18 protein-coding genes and 1 rRNA gene are annotated in these 18,111 nt (G+C 45.7%); 17 read left to right on the top strand and 2 right to left on the bottom strand.

Annotated elements, in window-relative coordinates:
- The 9 genes from rrf to hisC form a co-directional block, all read left to right on the top strand.
- Positions 1–100, top strand: a 5S ribosomal RNA gene (rrf, locus tag FTT63_RS09745); the annotation flags it as partial.
- 225 nt (positions 101–325) lie between these two features.
- Complete coding sequence (locus FTT63_RS09740; RefSeq protein ID WP_171521821.1) at positions 326–1,576, top strand: esterase-like activity of phytase family protein; 1,251 nt, start codon at positions 326–328, stop codon at positions 1,574–1,576.
- A 145-nt stretch (positions 1,577–1,721) separates the two neighbouring features.
- Positions 1,722–3,173, top strand: coding sequence for an RNA polymerase factor sigma-54 (locus FTT63_RS09735; RefSeq protein WP_180192216.1), 1,452 nt, complete (start codon positions 1,722–1,724; stop codon positions 3,171–3,173).
- 175 nt (positions 3,174–3,348) lie between these two features.
- On the top strand, positions 3,349–3,681 hold the full coding sequence (gene hpf / locus FTT63_RS09730; RefSeq protein WP_005179935.1) for a ribosome hibernation-promoting factor, HPF/YfiA family: 333 nt from the start codon (positions 3,349–3,351) through the stop codon (positions 3,679–3,681).
- A gap of 136 nt (positions 3,682–3,817) precedes the next feature.
- Entirely contained in the window at positions 3,818–4,069 is a 252-nt protein-coding gene (gene ibaG, locus FTT63_RS09725) for a BolA family iron metabolism protein IbaG (RefSeq protein ID WP_005179933.1), read from the top strand.
- Between the two features lie 7 nt (positions 4,070–4,076).
- The gene (gene murA / locus FTT63_RS09720; protein ID WP_005179929.1) at positions 4,077–5,333 is read left to right on the top strand and encodes a UDP-N-acetylglucosamine 1-carboxyvinyltransferase; all 1,257 of its coding nucleotides are present in this window, start codon (positions 4,077–4,079) and stop codon (positions 5,331–5,333) included.
- Entirely contained in the window at positions 5,333–6,034 is a 702-nt protein-coding gene (hisG, locus tag FTT63_RS09715; protein ID WP_005179926.1) for an ATP phosphoribosyltransferase, read from the top strand. Before murA ends, hisG begins: the two co-directional genes overlap by 1 nt.
- A gap of 196 nt (positions 6,035–6,230) precedes the next feature.
- Complete coding sequence (gene hisD / locus FTT63_RS09710; RefSeq protein WP_216073609.1) at positions 6,231–7,520, top strand: histidinol dehydrogenase; 1,290 nt, start codon at positions 6,231–6,233, stop codon at positions 7,518–7,520.
- A 99-nt stretch (positions 7,521–7,619) separates the two neighbouring features.
- Entirely contained in the window at positions 7,620–8,708 is a 1,089-nt protein-coding gene (gene hisC, locus FTT63_RS09705; RefSeq protein WP_180192215.1) for a histidinol-phosphate transaminase, read from the top strand.
- Positions 8,709–8,831: 123 nt separating this feature from the next.
- On the opposite strand, the gene FTT63_RS09700 is transcribed toward hisC, so the two are convergent.
- Together FTT63_RS09700 and FTT63_RS09695 are read right to left on the bottom strand one after the other, a co-directional pair.
- Entirely contained in the window at positions 8,832–10,169 is a 1,338-nt protein-coding gene (locus tag FTT63_RS09700; RefSeq protein WP_163141278.1) for an anthranilate synthase component I family protein, read from the bottom strand.
- Between the two features lie 76 nt (positions 10,170–10,245).
- Positions 10,246–10,794, bottom strand: a complete 549-nt coding sequence (locus FTT63_RS09695) for an NUDIX hydrolase (RefSeq protein ID WP_104470910.1) — start codon at positions 10,792–10,794, stop codon at positions 10,246–10,248.
- A gap of 122 nt (positions 10,795–10,916) precedes the next feature.
- On the opposite strand from FTT63_RS09695, the gene FTT63_RS09690 reads away from it, so the two are divergent.
- The 8 genes from FTT63_RS09690 (at position 10,917) to FTT63_RS09655 (ending at position 18,108) form a co-directional block, all read left to right on the top strand.
- The gene (locus FTT63_RS09690; protein ID WP_005179902.1) at positions 10,917–11,525 is read left to right on the top strand and encodes a CoA pyrophosphatase; all 609 of its coding nucleotides are present in this window, start codon (positions 10,917–10,919) and stop codon (positions 11,523–11,525) included.
- A 12-nt stretch (positions 11,526–11,537) separates the two neighbouring features.
- Positions 11,538–12,065 (top strand): gamma carbonic anhydrase family protein, encoded by a 528-nt coding sequence (locus FTT63_RS09685; RefSeq protein WP_163143421.1) that lies wholly within the window; start codon positions 11,538–11,540, stop codon positions 12,063–12,065.
- A 124-nt stretch (positions 12,066–12,189) separates the two neighbouring features.
- Positions 12,190–12,855 (top strand): tRNA (adenosine(37)-N6)-threonylcarbamoyltransferase complex dimerization subunit type 1 TsaB, encoded by a 666-nt coding sequence (tsaB, locus tag FTT63_RS09680; RefSeq protein WP_005179899.1) that lies wholly within the window; start codon positions 12,190–12,192, stop codon positions 12,853–12,855.
- A 12-nt stretch (positions 12,856–12,867) separates the two neighbouring features.
- Positions 12,868–13,692 (top strand): undecaprenyl-diphosphate phosphatase, encoded by an 825-nt coding sequence (locus FTT63_RS09675; RefSeq protein ID WP_163141281.1) that lies wholly within the window; start codon positions 12,868–12,870, stop codon positions 13,690–13,692.
- Positions 13,686–14,513 carry a class I SAM-dependent methyltransferase gene (locus FTT63_RS09670; RefSeq protein WP_127798808.1) on the top strand — a complete coding sequence of 276 codons (828 nt, stop codon included), beginning with the start codon at positions 13,686–13,688 and terminating at the stop codon, positions 14,511–14,513. Before FTT63_RS09675 ends, FTT63_RS09670 begins: the two co-directional genes overlap by 7 nt.
- Before the next feature lie 113 nt (positions 14,514–14,626).
- A complete protein-coding gene (locus tag FTT63_RS09665) occupies positions 14,627–16,033 on the top strand; it encodes a C13 family peptidase (RefSeq protein ID WP_127798806.1) in 1,407 nt (468 codons plus the stop codon).
- Positions 16,034–16,047: 14 nt separating this feature from the next.
- The gene (gene fghA / locus FTT63_RS09660; protein ID WP_075175595.1) at positions 16,048–16,884 is read left to right on the top strand and encodes an S-formylglutathione hydrolase; all 837 of its coding nucleotides are present in this window, start codon (positions 16,048–16,050) and stop codon (positions 16,882–16,884) included.
- A gap of 120 nt (positions 16,885–17,004) precedes the next feature.
- The gene (locus FTT63_RS09655; RefSeq protein ID WP_127798804.1) at positions 17,005–18,108 is read left to right on the top strand and encodes a YjgN family protein; all 1,104 of its coding nucleotides are present in this window, start codon (positions 17,005–17,007) and stop codon (positions 18,106–18,108) included.
- Positions 18,109–18,111 lie beyond the last annotated feature (3 nt).

Below are 18,111 nucleotides of genomic sequence, written 5' to 3'. Positions count from 1 at the left end.
AAGAGTGAACCACCTGATCCCTTCCCGAACTCAGAAGTGAAACCTCTTAGCGCTGATGGTAGTGTGGGGTTACCCATGTGAGAGTAAGTCATCGCCAGCTCATTATTCAAAATCCCCCTAGCTTAAACAGCAGGGGGATTTTTTTATGCAGAAAATAAAACTAAAAGAATTATAATTTCCAGAAAGGTATCTAGGTGTTGTATTCAATAAATAGAAAATTAATATTTGGCCGTAAAAGCCGGTCTTTAAATTGTCACTGAATCATCCCAGCACTGTCATTTTTTCCTGTTTGAATAGTTTTCCCCAATTGCTATTTTTAAACTTTATGAAAAAAAGATCTCTTGGCCTTTTTATGGCCGTTGTGTTGGGCTTGAACGGATGTAATGATTCTGATGAAAAGACGCAGGTGACGCCTACACCCTTGATCAATGAGCCAACTTTGGTGGCTTTTGCAAAACTGGATGTGGCCACCTATGCAGAAGGACCAGATTCCGGTGCATATGTGACCGGTGCAAACGGAATTTTGCCGCCATTTTCTGGGCAGCCTGTGCAAGGTTTTTCGGCTGCTTTAAAAAATAATGATGGGACTTATCTGGTGATGTCTGACAATGGTTTTGGCACGCAAGATAACTCGGCTGACTATCTGCTGCGTTTGCATGTGATTCAACCGACCTTTAGAACAAAAATAGCAACTAACACTGAAGTGAAGCATTTAAGTTATGTGCAGCTGCGTGATCCGAATAAACTCATTCCCTTTTCTATTGTCCATCAAGATACTGCCGAACGTTTGTTAACCGGGGCGGATTTTGACCCGGAATCGATGCAGCGTGCACCGAATGGCGAGATCTGGATTGGGGATGAGTTTGGACCCTATTTACTGCATTTTTCTGCCGACGGTATATTGCTGAGTCCACCAATTCCATTACCGAATCCACTGAATCCGGCGCAAGAGCTGCGTTCACCTCAGAATCAGTTCAATAAAGAGCAGCTGAATTTTGTTGAACCGCTGGTACAGCGTAGTGGTGGCTTTGAGGGTATGGCGATCTCTCAAGATGGAAAATATCTGTATCCGCTGTTGGAAAAGCCATTACTGAACGATAGTTCTAATCGTTTAATCGTGTCTGAATTTGATTTGGCAAAAAAAGCCTATACAGGCAAATATTATTATTTTCCATTGCATACTAGCGCCACCGCGATTGGTGATTTTCAGCTGTATAGCCCGACTGAAGGAATTATTATTGAACGGGATGATAGTGAAAACGATCTGCTGGGCTATAAAAAGCTGATTAAAGTCACGCTCAGCGCCGCTGGTCAGAATATGCAGAGAGAAGATCTGGTCAATTTGATGGATATTGCCAATCCGGATTTACTTTATGGCACTGCGCGAGCGGGCGATATTGCGACCGGCGAGCGCTTTGGTTTTCCGTTTCAGACCATTGAAGATATTGTCATTGAAGGTCCAGACCTGATTACTGTGCTGAATGATAATAACTTCCCGAGTTCAAGTGGGCGAAATGCCAATCTGGCCGATGATAATGAAATTATTCAGATCCGTTTGCCAAAAGTATTGTTCTAAATTTATCAGCAATTACAGAAGGTCACCTCGGGTGGCCTTTCTTTATGAAAATTTTTTTGTATATTTTTTAATAAAAGCATGCTATAAAAATTAAAACAGGCATAAAAATTGCTTATAAAATGCGGTATTAAAAAAGGTGGGTAGTATGAAGTTATCAGTGGGATTAAAAGTTGCCAACTCCCTGTCATTGACACCCCAGTTGCAACAGGCCATTCGTTTACTTCAATTATCAAGTTTAGAACTTGAGCAAGAAATTCAATTACAGCTCGATAGTAATCCATTATTAGAGAAAGTTGAAGAACAGGCCGATGTTGAGAGTCTGTCAGTGGCAGATACAGATCGTGATCAAAAAGACTTAACCAATGAATTAAATGCCGATCATCTGCCAGATGATTTACCGGTCGATACCGACTGGGCTGATGTCTATACCCATCAGCCGACCAGTTTGGGTACGCCAGAATATGAAGAGCGTGAAGATAACCGTCAGGGTGTACTGGGTTTAAAAGAACATATGCTGGAGCAGATTAACCTGCTGCATTTTTCTAAAATTGACCAGCTGATTGCTTACTGCATTATTGATTCTCTGGATGATAAGGGCTTTCTGGAAAGCGATATCAGCGAGATTACTGCTTCAGTCCAGCATCTGCTCGATTCGATGGAGTATGAAGATAACATCGAAGACGATGAAGTGCTGGTGGTATTGAAACATATTCAACGGCTGGAGCCGGTGGGGGTTGGTTCGCGTCATCTGGCGGAATGTCTGTTGATCCAGCTGGAAAGTCTGCCGGCGAATACCCCATGCCGTCAGGATGCTATGCAGCTGATGACCCATTATGAGTTATTAATCAGCAATGAAATTCCAAAACTACTCAAGCAGACCGGTTTAAACACCGATCAGCTGAAATGTGCGGTCGAGTTGCTGAAAACCCTGAAACCGCATCCGGGTATGGAGTTTGAAGATAAAGAGTCGGATTATCAGATTCCAGATGTGGTGGTGATGAAGAAAAATGACAGCTGGCAGGTACAGCTGAATCCGGATGTCATGCCAAAACTCCGGGTTAACTCGTTTTATGCCAATATGATTCGTCGTGCCGATCAGAGTGATGACAATCAGTATTTACGTAACCAGATGCTGGAAGCTAAAAACTTTATCAAGAGTATTGATGAGCGGCATAAAACCTTACTCAAAGTCGCCACCTGTATTGTTGAACATCAACGTACTTTTCTGGAAATTGGCGCAGAAGGCATGAAACCCTTGGTGCTACGCGATATTGCTGAAGAGGTGGAGCTGCATGAATCTACGGTATCCCGCGTGACCACCAACAAATATATGCTGACCCCACGTGGCCTGTTTGAATTGAAATATTTCTTTTCAAGTCATGTTGGCACTACATCGGGTGGTGAAGCATCGTCAACTGCGATTCGTGCCAAGATCAAAAAACTGATTGCTGAAGAGAACTTACGTAAGCCTTTGTCTGATAACGCAATTGCTAATATTTTAAAAGAAGAGGGGATTGATGTGGCGCGACGTACGGTTGCAAAATATCGCGAATCTTTACATATTCCATCTTCTTCTGAAAGAAAAGTCTTGATCTAGTTTTGAAAATCTGCCTATTCTAGAGATTCATTATGAAAACATAATGAATCTTTTTTTCTATGAGGATGAGTCAAAATGATTGCATGAAGGTATCACTGAGCAGCAGTTCTGGTCCTGTACGTGAATCATTTTGATGATGACTCGTCTAATCCTAACGAAGGTGAGGGATAGAATTATGCAAATAACAATTCGTGGCCATCATTTATCAATTACACCTGCAATTGAAGAAAATATAAAAGCAAAGTTCGCGCAAATGACCAAACATCTGGATCAGGTCAATAGTATGCAGGTGAAGCTCAGTAAAGATCATCAGATCGATAAGCATTCTAAAAAAGGCAGTGCCAACCATATCGCAGAAGCGATTATCCGTTTACCTGGAACGGAGCTGTTTGCCCAGGCCTGTGCTGATGATATGTATACATCGATCAAGAAAATGTCAGAAAAATTAAAACGCCAATTAGACAAGCATCGCAAAATGCAGCTGGTTTATCAGCCTGTCGCGATTTAGCTGAAACAATCGGCAAAAAGAGGTTTTTAAAAAACCTCTTTTTTTATATATATAATGTATGTGACTAATGAATTATTTTTTTCATTTATAGTAAAATGACCGGTTTTACACCGTTGGTCCTATAAGAGGTCTTGTGATGAATAATGAACAGCTCGCTGAAATTTTAAAAGCTGCTTTTCCAGAGGCAGATGTAGTCGTTAGTGGGCAGGGTGGTAAATTTGATCTTCGTATTGTCGATGATCAGTTTGAAGGCAAACGTCTTGTTGCACGCCAACAGGCAGTGTATGCGCCGATTAATGCCTTGATCGCCAGCGGTGAAGTTCATGCGGTAACAATTAAAGCAATGACCAAAGAAGAATGGCGTAAAGCAAGCTTATTCGGAGCTTAATAAATTAATGGATAAATTTTTAATTCAGGGCGGTATTAAGCTCGAAGGTGAAGTGCGCATTTCTGGTGCGAAGAATGCAGCATTGCCATTACTGGCTGCCATGATTCTGGCCGATTCACCTATTACCCTGACCAATGTGCCTAATCTGAAAGATGTAAACACACTGGTTAAACTCATTGCGGGCCTCGGTATCACCATGTCTTATGAAGGCGACACGGTAGTGGCGGATACCTCGACCCTGAACAACCAGTTTGCACCGTATGAGCTCGTTAAAACCATGCGTGCATCTATTTTGGTGCTGGGTCCATTACTGGCGCGCTATGGCAGTGCACAAGTATCACTCCCGGGCGGTTGTGCAATTGGTTCGCGTCCGGTCGATCAGCATTTAAAAGCATTAGAAGCTTTAGGTGCAGAAATCCAGGTCGAAAATGGTTATGTACATGCCAAAGTCGATGGCCGCTTAAAAGGTGGCGAAGTGGTCTTTGATATGGTGACCGTGGGCGGCACTGAAAATATCTTGATGGCTGCCGTGCTGGCGGATGGTGTCACCACCATCCGGAATGCTGCACGTGAACCGGAAATCACCGATCTGGCACAAATGCTGATTAAGATGGGTGCCAAAATCGAAGGCTTGGATACCGATACTTTAGTGGTGACCGGTGTTGAAAGCCTGCACGGCTGTGAATATGCGGTAGTGGCAGACCGGATTGAAACAGGCTCTTATCTGGCGGCGGCAGCCATTACTGGTGGTAAGATTAAAACCACGCATACCGATCCGGCCCTGCTCGAATCAGTATTAGACAAATTTGAAGAGATGGGCGCAGAAGTCACCCGTGGGGATGACTGGATTGAACTGGATATGATGGGTAAACGTCCGAAAGCGGTCAGCTTCCGTACTTTGCCACACCCAGATTTCCCGACCGATATGCAGGCCCAGTTGATGGCAGTGAATGCCGTTGGTCGTGGTTTTGCCACCATCTCTGAAACGATTTTTGAAAACCGTTTTATGCATGTTCCTGAATTGGCACGTATGGGCGCCAATATTCAGGTTGAAGGCAATGATGCTGTGGTAACCGGTGTAGAAAAATTATCTGCAGCACCTGTCATGGCTACAGATTTACGTGCTTCGTTCTCTTTAGTGTTAGCAGCTCTGGCGGCTGAAGGGGAAACACTGATTGACCGTATTTATCATATTGATCGCGGTTATGAAAATGTCGAAGCGAAGTTACAAGGTTTAGGTGCCCAAATTAAGCGAGTAAGTTAATGAGCGATATGAGAAACGATGATCCAAACTTTGACGTAATGGGCAATTTTGATCATGGTTTAACTTTAGCATTAAGTAAGGGACGTATTTTAAAAGAGACACTGCCATTGCTGGAAACAGCGGGCATTAACTTACTGGAAGATCCTGAAAAATCCCGTAAGTTAATTTTTCCAACCACTCATAAACAGGTGCGTATTCTGATTTTACGTGCTTCTGATGTGCCGACCTATGTGGAAAATGGTGCAGCAGATTTAGGTGTGGCAGGTAAAGATGTCTTGATGGAACATGGTGCGCAAAATGTCTATGAACCATTAGATTTAAAAATTGCCAACTGTAAGCTGATGACAGCGGGTAAAGTTGGTATGGTTCGTCCAAAAGGCCGCTTAAAAATTGCGACCAAATATGTGAACCTGACCCGTCAATACTATGCCAGCCTAGGTGAACAGGTCGATGTGATCAAGCTCTATGGTTCGATGGAACTGGCACCGCTGGTCGGTCTGGGTGATTATATTGTCGATGTGGTCGATACCGGGAATACGTTACGTGCCAATGGTTTAGAACCACTGGAAGAAATCTGTAAAGTATCTTCCCGTTTAATCGTCAACAAAGCCAGTTTTAAACGTAAACAGGCGTTGTTAAATCCGATTATTGCCCAGTTAGAACAGGCTGTGGCTGATCGTGAACAGGCCAAACAGGCGTAAGTTGTTCAAATAAAAGACCGCTCTTAAGAGCGGTTTTTTATGGCGGTTTATGAGAACAGTCCTGTTAATACTTTTCTTCAATTTGAGCAAAAGTAATTTTCCATAAAAGTCCGTGGCCCAATGTGTGATTGATACCCACAAAAGCCCTGAAAACAGGTAAACTAATCTTTTCCATATCAACCTTGTGGGTAAATTGATGCGACGTTTATCGACTCAAGATCAGAACTTCAAGCAGGTGTTTGCTGACTTGTTGGCTTTTGAAACAGTGAGTGATCCAGAACTGTTAAAAACCGTAGACCAAATCATTGCTGATGTCCGTCAGCATGGTGATGCTCATGTTCTTAAATTAACTCAGCAGTTCGATCGACATCCCGCGCATCAATTTTCAGATCTAGAACTAACCCAAGAACAGCTTAAAGCTGCCTTTGACACATTAAACCCTGAAGTGCGTGAGGCATTAGAGCTGGCTGCAGCACGTATCCGTGAATTCCACCAGGCACAAAAGCAGGATGGCTGGACCTATGTCGATGCCTTGGGCAATACCTTAGGGCAGAAAGTCACACCACTGGACCGCGTGGGCATTTACGTGCCGGGTGGTCTGGCGTCTTATCCATCTTCAGTACTCATGAATGCTGTTCCTGCACATGTCGCGGGTGTGCCTGAAATTATCATGGTGGTTCCGGCGCCGAATGGTGAGTTGAATCCACTGGTTCTGGCGGCGGCCTATTTAGCGGGCGTGACACGTCTGTTTACCATTGGTGGTGCACAAGCGGTCGCGGCGCTGGCCTATGGTACAGAAACCATTCCATCGGTCGACAAAATTACCGGTCCAGGTAACCGTTTTGTCGCAGCAGCAAAACGTGCGGTATTTGGTCAAGTCGGTATTGATATGATTGCCGGCCCATCGGAAATTCTGGTCTATGCCGAAGGTGAGAATAATGCAGAGTGGCTGGCGATGGATTTATTGTCGCAAGCCGAGCACGACACCGTCGCGCAAGCAGTATTCATTACACCAGATGAAGAATTATTGAATGCTGTTGATGGCTGGATTGAAAAGCACCTAGAAGCATTGCCAAAAGCAGAGATCGCTCGTACCTCGATTGAAAACCGTGGTGCATTGGTATTGGTGAAGGATCGTCAGGAAGCGATTGAGTTAATTAATCAGGTGGCACCTGAACACCTGGAATTATGCATGGATGATCCGCAAGTGATGGCAGAAGATATTCGTCATGCCGGGGCAATCTTTATGGGGCGTTATACCCCTGAAGCGATTGGGGATTACTGCGCTGGTCCAAACCACGTGCTGCCAACCTCAGGTACTGCCCGTTTCTCCTCACCGCTGGGTGTGTATGATTTCCAGAAACGTTCTAGCCTGATCATGTGTTCGCAAGAAGGGGTGAAAACTCTGGCCAAAACTGCGGATGTATTGGCGCAGCAAGAGAACCTGGATGCACATGCGAGATCAGCACGTTATCGTTATCAGTAATTAAAGAAATAGAAAACCTCTCCCTAGCCCTCACTTGCGCTTCATTTTAAAGCAGTGCTTTAAAACTTGCTCAGGAGAGGGAACTTTGAGAATTTAAAAATGAATATCACCACCGAACAAATGCGTTTCTGGAGTCCGGCAGTACGTGAATTAGAACCATACGTACCGGGCGAACAACCGAAAATCCAGAACTTACTTAAACTGAATACCAATGAAAACCCGTATCCGCCATCGCCAAAAGTGGTGGAAGCGGTGCAGAAGGTACTGGCAAACTCGGCGGATGCGTTACGTTTGTATCCAGACCCGGATGCTTCCGAGTTAAAACAGGCCATTGCCAAACAGCAGCAGGTACCGGTTGAGCAGGTTTTTGTTGGCAATGGTTCTGATGAAGTGCTGGCACATATCTTTAAAGCCTTCTTTGTTCAGGATCTGCCGCTGTTGTATCCGGATATTACCTATAGTTTCTACCCGGTCTATAGCCAGTTTTTTGGGGTTAATACCCAGGTCATCCCTCTAAATGACAATTTTGAAATTGTGGTGGATGATTATAAGCAGCCAAATTGCGGCATTATTATTACCAATCCGAATGCACCAACCAGTATTGATATGGGCCTGGCTGCCATTGAGGAAGTGCTTCAAGCCAATCCAAACTCAGTTGTGGTGATTGATGAGGCCTATGTAGACTTTGGTGCCGAATCTGCGGTCAGCCTGGTGGAAAAATACGAGAATTTAGTGGTATGTCAAACCACATCTAAATCGCGTTCTTTGGCTGGTTTACGGGTCGGTTTTGCGATTGCCCAGCCACATTTAATTGCTGCGCTGGAAGCGGTAAAAAACAGTTTTAACTCTTACCCAATGGATCGTTTCGCGATTGCAGCAGCTGTCGCATCGTTTGAAGATCAGGAATACTTTGAAGCGCAGAACCAGAAAGTGATTGCGAGTCGCGAAACACTGGTGGCACAGCTGGCTGAGCTGGGTTTTAAGGTATTGCCATCAAGTGCGAACTTTATCTTTGCATCTTTACCAAGCAAAGATGCCGGTGAATTGGCAGCTGAATTGCGCGAACGTGGCATCATTGTGCGTTATTTTAACAAGCCACGGATTAACCAATTCCTTCGGATCACCATCGGTACCGATGAGCAAAACCAGCGTTTAGTGGATACCTTGAAAAATGAGATTTTGGTTTAAGTGAATCCACCCTAACCCTCCTTTGATAAAGGAGGGGACTCTTCCCTCTAGAAAAGGTGAGAAACAATGGTTCTCAAGGGGAGGGATTCATAAAAAAGCGACTCAATTGAGTCGCTTTTTTATTTATTCAGGTGTGTACCAGGTATTGAGTAAATCCAGCATCGCCGAAACCTTATCAAAACATTCCTGATATTCTGCATCACAATCAGAGGCAATGGTAATACCACCACCGGCCCATAACGAAACTTCGTGTTGATATTTTTGAATCGAGCGAATCAGAATATTCCAGGAACCGGTACCATCAAAATTAAAATAACCCATTGATCCGCAATAGGCCCCGCGTGGTGTGCCTTCCAGCTCTTCAATAATCTGCATGGCGCGAATTTTAGGGGCGCCAGTAATCGAGCCGCCCGGAAGTGCAGACAGCAATACATCTAGTGGATTGATTTCTGCTTTTAACGTCGCAGTGATTTCACTCACCATATGATGCACTTGTTTAAATGATTCAATATTAAATAACTTCGGCGTTTTTACTGAACCGGTTTCAGCATAGACACTCAGATCATTACGTAGTAAATCGACGATCATCACATTTTCAGCCTGATCTTTTTCAGAATTTTTTAAGGTCTGTTTAGATTGTTTATCTAATCGTGGATCTGTATAGCGTGGCATGGTGCCTTTAATCGGTTTGGTGAGGAGTTGCCGATGAGGCAGAAAATCAATAAATAATTCAGGTGAACAGCTGAGTAATTCAAAGTCATTTATTTTTAAATAACCGGCATAAGGAGCATGGGTTAGCGCCCAAAAATCTGTAGCGGTATCTAATAATAATCCTTCCGCAGAACCTTTAAATTCCTGGGTTAAATTAATCTGATAACAATCACCTGCAACAATATAATCCTGGACTTGATTAAAGGCCTGTTGATATTCAGTTTTATTCCAGCGTGCGGTACAGGCCTGAGTTAATTTAAATGAATTCTCCCGTTTTTGAGCCAACAAATTTTGAATATAAGTCAATAAAAATTCGGCTTGCTGCTCATCGCTGGTGAAATACCAGTGCCCATTTTCCAGAGTTAGAAAACTGTGAAATTGTCCTAGAAATAAACACGGTTGAGCTTTGCTTTGAGTATGAATGTGCTGTTGGGCGGCATAATCGTAGCTGATAAAACCGATCAGCCCGCCTTTAAAATAACTGTCGCCAATACAACCAGTTGCCTGCAAAAAGTCATCTAAAGAAGGCGCTGCTGTTTCTTCAAGATAATGATTAAAACTGTGTTGCTTAAAATACTGCCATTTATTTTGTTGAATAAGGTAGTAATGTTTTGCCGATAAGCCAATAATCGGTTGGCCATTATTTTCTAAATAAACAAGATGTGAGAGTGAACCCAGCGCTTTTAAAATTTCTGCTGGGGTATAGGGGGATTCACAAAGTACTTGTTTGTAGAAAGATGAGGTGGCCATAAATTTGGAGAAAATCAACAATAAATATCTATTTTACCTGATTCTGCGCCAAGAAAATGCTTATGACCGTTTATTGTTAACCAGTATGATCCAAACGCGTACCCAAGGTTTCCAGATGAGTCGGGAAATGCTGGTTTTTGCGGTCTTCAAAATAATGTCTTAAGGTGTGTTCCACGCTTGGGAAGGCTAGTTCTGCCCATGGAATTTCATCTTCGCTAAACAGACGCGATTCAATAGTTTCTTCACCCGCCCCAAATTGACCTTCAATCAGCTGCGCTTTAAACAGCACATAAATCTGGCCAATCCGTGGAATGTTGTACATGCAGTACAGCTGCTCAATCTCGATTTCCGCTTCTGCTTCTTCACGGGTTTCACGTGCCGCGCCTTGTTCCATGGTTTCAAACAGTTCCATATAACCGGCAGGTAGGGTCCAGAGTCCATAACGCGGTTCAATGGCACGGCGGCATAATAACACCTGATCTTCCCACAGCACCAAAGCACCGCAAATCACTTTCGGATTCACATAATGAATACTGCCACAATGGCTGCAAACACGGCGTAACTGGTGATCGCCTAAAGGAATTTTTTCCGTTGTTTTATGTCCACACGTTCCGCAAAAGTTCATATTCAGCATCAACGATAAAGTTGCTGATCAGCATAACTGAAAAAATGAACTTTGGCATCATTTCTATCCTTTTGCCCAGAATTTCAGCTATGATGAAAGTCAGGCAATCAGGATAATAAAAGATGGTAGAGCATTCATTGACACAGGAATTGCAACAGCGCTTACGCTTCTCGCGAAGTATGCGTGAGGCGCATGCGGCCGTGTTGATTGCGATTACCGATGAAGCTCAGCCGAAAGTCCTGCTGACCCGCCGCTCGGCCTATTTAAACAGCCATGCCGGTGAGGTATCTTTCCCGGGCGGCAAGCGCGATCCGCAGGATACCAGTAATATTGTGGTGGCACTGCGCGAAGCACAGGAAGAAACCGCGCTGAATCCTTTTGATGTGGAACTGATTGGCGATTTGCCAATGCAAAAATCGCGTAATGGCATGCTGGTCAAACCCATTGTCGGCCTGATTCCACCCGAGGTGCAGCTGTCAGCGCAACCGACCGAAATTGACCGTATTTTTTTCGCCTCTTTAAAAAATCTGATGGAAGCGCCGCCGGTGCCATATGAGGTGCGCTATGCCCATCAGTCCTTATATTTTCCCAGCATGCGCGTTGAAAATGAGATTGTCTGGGGATTAACTGCACGGATGCTGGTGGCTTTATTTCAGTATGGGCTGGATTATCAAAAAGAATGGCCATTTTTACTGAATTCACCGACGTTTCGATTTAAATCATCTAAATAGGGAATTTTAATGTTGTATAAATTTCAGGGCATTGCCCCAAAAGCATTACATCAACCATGGGATGGTTGGGTCGCCGAAACCGCAACGGTCATTGGTCAGGTCGAGCTGGGCCGGCAGGTGAGTATCTGGTTTGGCGCGGTGGTGCGTGGCGATAACAGCCTGATTCGTCTTGGAGATTTTAGTAATGTCCAGGAAAATGCGGTGCTGCATACCGATGCGGGTATTGAGATGCAGATTGGTAACTATGTCACTATCGGTCATCAGGCCATGTTGCATGGCTGTACCATCGGCGATAACAGCCTGATTGGTATTAACGCGGTGGTGCTGAATCATGCCGTGATTGGGAAAAACTGTATTATTGGCGCCAATGCGCTGATTCCGGAAGGCAAAGTCATCCCGGATAATTCGGTGGTGATGGGTTCTCCTGGCAAGATTGTAAAAACCCTGGATGAAGCAGGGGCAGCCCGCCTGAAACTGAGCGCCTTACATTATGCCGAGCACTTCAAGCATTTCCAGCAACTGGAAAAAGTCGAACTTTAAGATACCTAAAGGCCAGTTTGAAACTGGCTTTTTTTCTGTGTGAAAGCCGGTGAAGTTCTCGCCTAGTGTCTAGGAGTGGAGTATGATAGCGGCCAGTTTTTAAAATTTAATTTTAAGGTTGTGCATGAAGTTACTGGCATTGGAAACTGCCAATGAGCAGTGTTCCGTTTCGATTGTAAATGACACGCAGGAACTGTTTTTTCAGTTGGATGAGCGCGCCAAGGCACAAACCCAAACCATTCTCCCGATGATTGAGCAAGGTTTTGCTCAGACCGAAACGGCCACTGCCGATTTAACCGCAGTGGCCTTTAGCCGTGGCCCGGGCTCGTTCAGTGGCGTGCGGATTAATGCCGCGGTGGCACAGGCACTGGCCTGGTCACATGATCTACCGGTCATTCCAGTCTCGACCTTGCAGGCGCTGGCGCAAGCGGCTTATCGGCTAGCAGGTTTAAGCGCGGTAACAGCAGTGCTGGATGCGCGGATGAATGAAGTCTATATCGCCAGTTTCCAGTTAGATGCAGAAGGCATTATGCAGCCGGTGAGCGAAGAACAGTTATTGGGCTATAGTGATGCGGCGGCCGTAGCGCAGTCCCCATTAGTAGGCTCAGGTTCAACCTTATTGCAACAAGAACAAACACAATACAAAGACTTAAGTGCAACGGCGCAAGATATTGCTACCATTGCACGCGTATTGGCCCAACGTGAAGCATGGGTCAGTGCGGAATACGCATTACCGGTGTATTTGCGGGATAATGCTTGGAAAAAAATTCCAGAACAAGGCAAATCATAACTAGGATTTTCTATGGATTTTCTACTGCTGCTGAAAGCGGCAATTATGGGAATTGTTGAAGGAATCACAGAATTCTTACCAATTTCCAGTACCGGCCATTTAATTTTGGCTTCAGAACTGATGAACTTCTGGACCAAAGAAAAAAGTGATGTTTTTGTAATTGCCATTCAAATGGGGGCAATTGCAGCAGTGATTTATGAATACTGGACCCGGCTTTGGGGCGCAGCCACCGGCATGTTCACCGGCGAAGAAACCGGACGCCGTCTGGGCTTTGGCCTGATTCTGGCCTCGCTGCCGATTATTCTGATTGGTTTGGCTTTCGGGCAAACCGTGAAAGCGATGTTGTTTAATGATATCGCCGTGGCCATTGGCCTGATTATTGGTGGTCTGATCATTATCTGGATTGAGAAGCATCCACCTCAAGTACGGGCGCAGGAAGTTGAAGACCTGACCTATAAAGATGCGATCTGGATTGGTCTGATTCAGGTACTGTCTTTAATTCCGGGCACTTCCCGTTCGGGCGCGACCATTATTGGGGCGATGTTCCTGGGCGTATCACGTAAAGCGGCGACGGAATTCTCGTTCTTTTTGGGGATTCCGGTGATTATTGGCGCAGGCTTGCTGGATTTATATCAAAGTTATGATGTCTTCCAGACCACGCAGGACTGGACCGTACTGAGCGTCGGGATTATTGTTTCCTTTATCTCCGCATTAATCTTAATTCGCGCGCTGGTGGCCTATGTGGCCAAACGCGACTTTATGATTTTTGCCTGGTATCGTATCGTGTCAGGCCTTCTGATTTTACTCTTTGCATATACAGGCTGGACCTTATGGTAAGCGAACTTCGCTGCTATACCGAACCCGCATTTTTTGAGAAAGCACAGCACTATCAGGCTGTGCTTTCTTCACGTGGGGTTACCCTTCAAATTGATGTCATCGACAAACTGAATGCACGTTTTTTAAGACTGCATCCAGACATGGCGCTGTGCGTTGATGCCGATGGCCTGTGGCTATGTGCGCTGGGCATGAAAATGCAGCCAGACTGGCAGGCTGAAATTCCGCGTTTAAAACGCGCGTCATTAAAGTCAGAAATGCTGGCCCGTGCCTGTAACCTGGCGGAAAAACCGCAGCTGATTGATGCAACTGCAGGTCTGGGGCATGACAGTTTGCTGATGGCGCATCTGGGGGCTGAAGTAACGCTGGTAGAACGGCATCCGATTCTGTTTAGTTTATTGGAAGACAGCTACCAGCGCGCCCTACAGGACCCGTTTTTAAGCAAGGTTGCCGCACGCATCCACTTGGTCTATTCTGATTCGGCTGATTACTTAAAAGCGCAGGCAGAAGCAGGGCAGGCTGTTGATGTGGTGTATCTGGATCCGATGTTTCCACAGCGTGACCAGAACCAGCAGGCGGTAAAAAAACAGGCACAAGTCAAAAAGCAGATGCAGCTGCTGCATTTGTTATTGCCGGAACATGGTGAAATGGATTTGGGCGATGCCTTGCTACCGCTGGCGCAAAAAATCGCCAAACGTGTGGTGGTTAAGCGACCACGTCTGGCGGTATATCTGGCCGGGCAAACACCGGATCATCAATGGACCGGAGATGCCTGCCGCTTCGATGCCTACTTCCAGCAGGACGCGACCAAAGTAAACGGGTAATCGCTTCAAAACTGGGCAAAGATTTGTTATATAGTTAAAAAAGAGCATTGATAATTATGACATCAGGCATAAACTAAGTCTGCACAAAGCGAGCCACTGCTAACGACAATCTTATGATCGACTTTAAACCCTCCATCAATTTTTGGCATGATTTTAAAAGCAACCAAACAGCGGGGATGTGGTTATTTTTTGGTTCGCGCCGATCTTTACAGATTGTCCGTCCTTCCATTCTGCAACTGATTTTCTGGGGCATTTTAGGTGGTCTGGCCAATACTTTATTTAGCTGGCTCAGCGCCGGTGAAACCGGTGATTTTAACCCGCAAGGTCTGGTCAGTTATGCCTTGTGGCCGTTTATTGCCTTAATTGTCGGGATTTTCCTGTCCCAGCGCGTTGATAATCCACGCCTCATGCTGGTACCGGCTTTACTGTGGCTGGTGTTAGACACCCACATCGCCTTATTGCAAAGCCTGATCCAATATCTGGGCATGATTGATGTGTTGCCTTATGTTTTCTATGACTATCTGCCACTGATTTTTATGGTGCTGTTTGTCTGGCAGAGTCTGGCGGTGGTCTGGGTATTTTCCCGTGAGCTGAAATGGCCGTGGTGGGAACGTGCCCTGATTGTTCTGGCCACGCTGTTTACCCTGGTGGTGTGGCAGATGTCGGTCAAGAGCCAGCCAATCTGGAAAGTGGAAGAGGTCCCGCCGACGTTTAGTGAAGAAGCCTTTTATGCACAAAGCAAGGTACTGAATCAGGCGCTGGAGAAGATTCAGTATGGCGAATTTGCGCAATCACACTGGTATTTTCTGGGGGTGGCCGGAGCCAGTTATCAGGATGTGTTTATGTCCGAAGTCGAGCGGATTCGGGAACAGTTCGATACCCGCTTTGGCACTTTTGGCCGCTCGATGATTCTGGTGAATAACCCGATGACGCGTAATGTCACCCCGATTGCCTCACGCACCAGTATGGAACTGGCACTGCGCCGTATAGGCCAGCAGATGAATCCGGAAAGCGATGTGCTGTTTTTATACATGACTTCACATGGCTTGCCGAACCAGTTTGAAATGGAAAATGCGCCGCTGGAACTGCAACAGGTTGATCCAAAATGGCTGCGCGATGCGCTGGATAAATCTGGCATCCGCTGGCGCGTAATTGTGATCTCGGCCTGTTATTCGGGCAGTTTTGTTTCGGCCCTGCAAAATGACAATACTTTGGTAATTACCGCATCGGCCGCAGATCGCGCTTCATTCGGCTGTTCCAACGAAGCCGATTATACCTATTTTGGCCGGGCTTTCTTTGATCAGGCCATGCGTGAAAATAACAGCTTTGCCGAGGCTTTTGCACAGGCCAAGCTGACCGTGGCAAAATGGGAGCAGGCACAAGGTTTTGAACCATCTGAACCGCAATGGTCGATGGGCAAGAACATGCAGCTGATGTTGCCGCAACTGGAGCAGCGTTTATTCCCGCAAGCCATGGTGGCGCAGCCAAATGAAATGCCTTTAACTTTAGACAGCCCTTAAAACAGGATAAGACGATGGAATTAATACAGAACAATCGATGCTTTGATGGCGAACAGCGAATTTACCGTTTTAATTCCAGCAGCTTAAACGGGGAAAGCCGTTTCGGTATTTTTCTGCCGGCACAAGCCTTGGCGGGTCAGGACTGTCCGGCGCTTTTTTACCTGGCAGGTTTAACCTGTACCGAAGAAACTTTTGCAATTAAAGCGCATGCTCAGCGTCTGGCGGCACAGTTGGGCTTTATCCTGATTAGCCCGGACACTTCACCCCGCGGTGAGCAGGTGGCACAGGGTGATCACTGGGATATTGGGCAGGGTGCAGGTTTTTATATTAATGCAACCCAGGCACCCTGGGCAGCGCATTACCAGATGGAACAGTTTGTTGCAGAAGAGCTGTATGCGCTGGTGTGTGAACAGTTTGCGGTGCAAACCGACAGCATTGGTATTTTTGGCCACAGTATGGGCGGCCATGGCGCTTTGACCTTGGCCTTTAAATATCCGGAAAAATTTAAATCAGTTTCTGCCTTTGCACCAATTTGTGCACCAAGCCAGTGCCCGTGGGGCGAGAAAGCTTTTAGTGCCTATTTAGGTGAGGATCGTCAAGGCTGGCAAGCGCATGATGCCACTGCACTGGTCCAGCAAAAAGGCAAGCAATTTGCCGATATTTTAATTGATCAGGGCCTACAGGATCAGTTCTATAGCCAGTTGAATCCGGCGCTGTTCCAGGCCGCCTGTGCTCAGGCCGGACAGCCGCTGAGCTTACGTGAACATGCCGGCTATGATCATGGTTATTACTTTATTCAAAGTTTTATTGATGATCATCTGCAATTTCATGCAGTCCAATTACAATCCTAATATCATCCATCGCTCAGAACACCGCTTTTGACCTGTTGCAGGGTGAAGGCGGTCTGTGATTTTTTGCTTTTTTAATTTTTAACCGTGTCTTTATTTTAAAAAATAATTATAAGGCCTGATATGCAAAACCAAGATATACATCCGACTTTTACCGCAGAGGAACAGACCCAGCTGCCGCCGGCGCTTGTGCTTGATTCACCTGAACCGCAGCTGCTTGGACAGCGCCATCCCTTTCATTTTTATGGTACTGCCATGGAATATTTCGGCATCTGGATTGTCAATATTCTATTGATTATTGTCACGCTGGGACTGTATGCGCCGTGGGCCAAAGTACGCCGCTTGCGCTATTTTTATGGCAATACCGAATTTATCCAGCGCCGTTTTGACTTTACCGGTGTGCCGAGCAAGATTTTAATCGGGCGGCTGATTGCAATTGGCCTGTATCTGGCCATTTCGCTGTTATCCAACTACTCGGTACGCGCCACCCTGATTGGGGTACTAATCCTGTATCTGGCGGTACCCTGGCTGATTCGGGCCACCATCCGCTTTAATGCACGTAACAGTAAATTTGGTAACAGCCGCTTTTTCTTTTCCGGCACTAGCAAGAAAGCCTATATCGAATTTCTAAAAGGGATTCTGGTGTATATCTTGACCCTGGGCGTATTTTTCCCGGTGCTGATCTGGCTGTATAAGCGTTATTGCCTCGATCATCTCTATGCAGGGCAATTGCAGTTTAAATTGCAGGCCGACTGGCCGGCCTATATGCGCGCCATGTATGTGCCGCTGTTTCTGTTTATCGGCATGTTGGGAGCGGCAGCACTAGTACTGGCCTTGCTGGCCGATTTTTCCAGTCTGAGTGCGGTGCAGTATGTCTGGATTTTTATGGGCATCTATTTGCTGGCGGCTTTATTCATCTGGCCATTAATGCTGGCACGGATTTTTATGACCAGCTGGAACAATACTACCCTCAGTCGCAGCCAGTTTCAGACCAGTTGCAACCAGTGGCGCTATGCCTGGATTGTGCTCAGCAACTGGATTGTGAAAATTTTAACCCTCGGCCTTATGACGCCGTGGGCAGCAATCCGTTTATATCGCTATCAGGTGGAGTCTTTAAGCCTGCATTTAAATAATGATCCGGACCTGCTGATGAACCAGTTACAGGGTGATCCAAGCGCGATTGCGGAAGAAATTAGCGATATCTTTGATATTGATGTGTCTTTATAAGGA

The organism is Acinetobacter sp. C15 (genome assembly GCF_013420645.1).
Classification (GTDB): domain Bacteria; phylum Pseudomonadota; class Gammaproteobacteria; order Pseudomonadales; family Moraxellaceae; genus Acinetobacter; species Acinetobacter indicus.
Note: the sequence above shows the minus strand (reverse complement) of the source record. Positions and strands in the feature narration are given on the sequence as shown.

Coding starts and splice junctions, on each gene's coding strand:
- FTT63_RS09740 (WP_171521821.1), top strand. CDS start 326: ATGAAAAAAAGATCTCTTGGCCTTTTTATGGCCGTTGTGTTGGGCTTG.
- FTT63_RS09735 (WP_180192216.1), top strand. CDS start 1,722: ATGAAGTTATCAGTGGGATTAAAAGTTGCCAACTCCCTGTCATTGACA.
- hpf (WP_005179935.1), top strand. CDS start 3,349: ATGCAAATAACAATTCGTGGCCATCATTTATCAATTACACCTGCAATT.
- ibaG (WP_005179933.1), top strand. CDS start 3,818: ATGAATAATGAACAGCTCGCTGAAATTTTAAAAGCTGCTTTTCCAGAG.
- murA (WP_005179929.1), top strand. CDS start 4,077: ATGGATAAATTTTTAATTCAGGGCGGTATTAAGCTCGAAGGTGAAGTG.
- hisG (WP_005179926.1), top strand. CDS start 5,333: ATGAGCGATATGAGAAACGATGATCCAAACTTTGACGTAATGGGCAAT.
- hisD (WP_216073609.1), top strand. CDS start 6,231: ATGCGACGTTTATCGACTCAAGATCAGAACTTCAAGCAGGTGTTTGCT.
- hisC (WP_180192215.1), top strand. CDS start 7,620: ATGAATATCACCACCGAACAAATGCGTTTCTGGAGTCCGGCAGTACGT.
- FTT63_RS09700 (WP_163141278.1), bottom strand. CDS start 10,169: ATGGCCACCTCATCTTTCTACAAACAAGTACTTTGTGAATCCCCCTAT.
- FTT63_RS09695 (WP_104470910.1), bottom strand. CDS start 10,794: ATGAACTTTTGCGGAACGTGTGGACATAAAACAACGGAAAAAATTCCT.
- FTT63_RS09690 (WP_005179902.1), top strand. CDS start 10,917: ATGGTAGAGCATTCATTGACACAGGAATTGCAACAGCGCTTACGCTTC.
- tsaB (WP_005179899.1), top strand. CDS start 12,190: ATGAAGTTACTGGCATTGGAAACTGCCAATGAGCAGTGTTCCGTTTCG.
- FTT63_RS09675 (WP_163141281.1), top strand. CDS start 12,868: ATGGATTTTCTACTGCTGCTGAAAGCGGCAATTATGGGAATTGTTGAA.
- FTT63_RS09670 (WP_127798808.1), top strand. CDS start 13,686: ATGGTAAGCGAACTTCGCTGCTATACCGAACCCGCATTTTTTGAGAAA.
- FTT63_RS09665 (WP_127798806.1), top strand. CDS start 14,627: ATGATCGACTTTAAACCCTCCATCAATTTTTGGCATGATTTTAAAAGC.
- fghA (WP_075175595.1), top strand. CDS start 16,048: ATGGAATTAATACAGAACAATCGATGCTTTGATGGCGAACAGCGAATT.
- FTT63_RS09655 (WP_127798804.1), top strand. CDS start 17,005: ATGCAAAACCAAGATATACATCCGACTTTTACCGCAGAGGAACAGACC.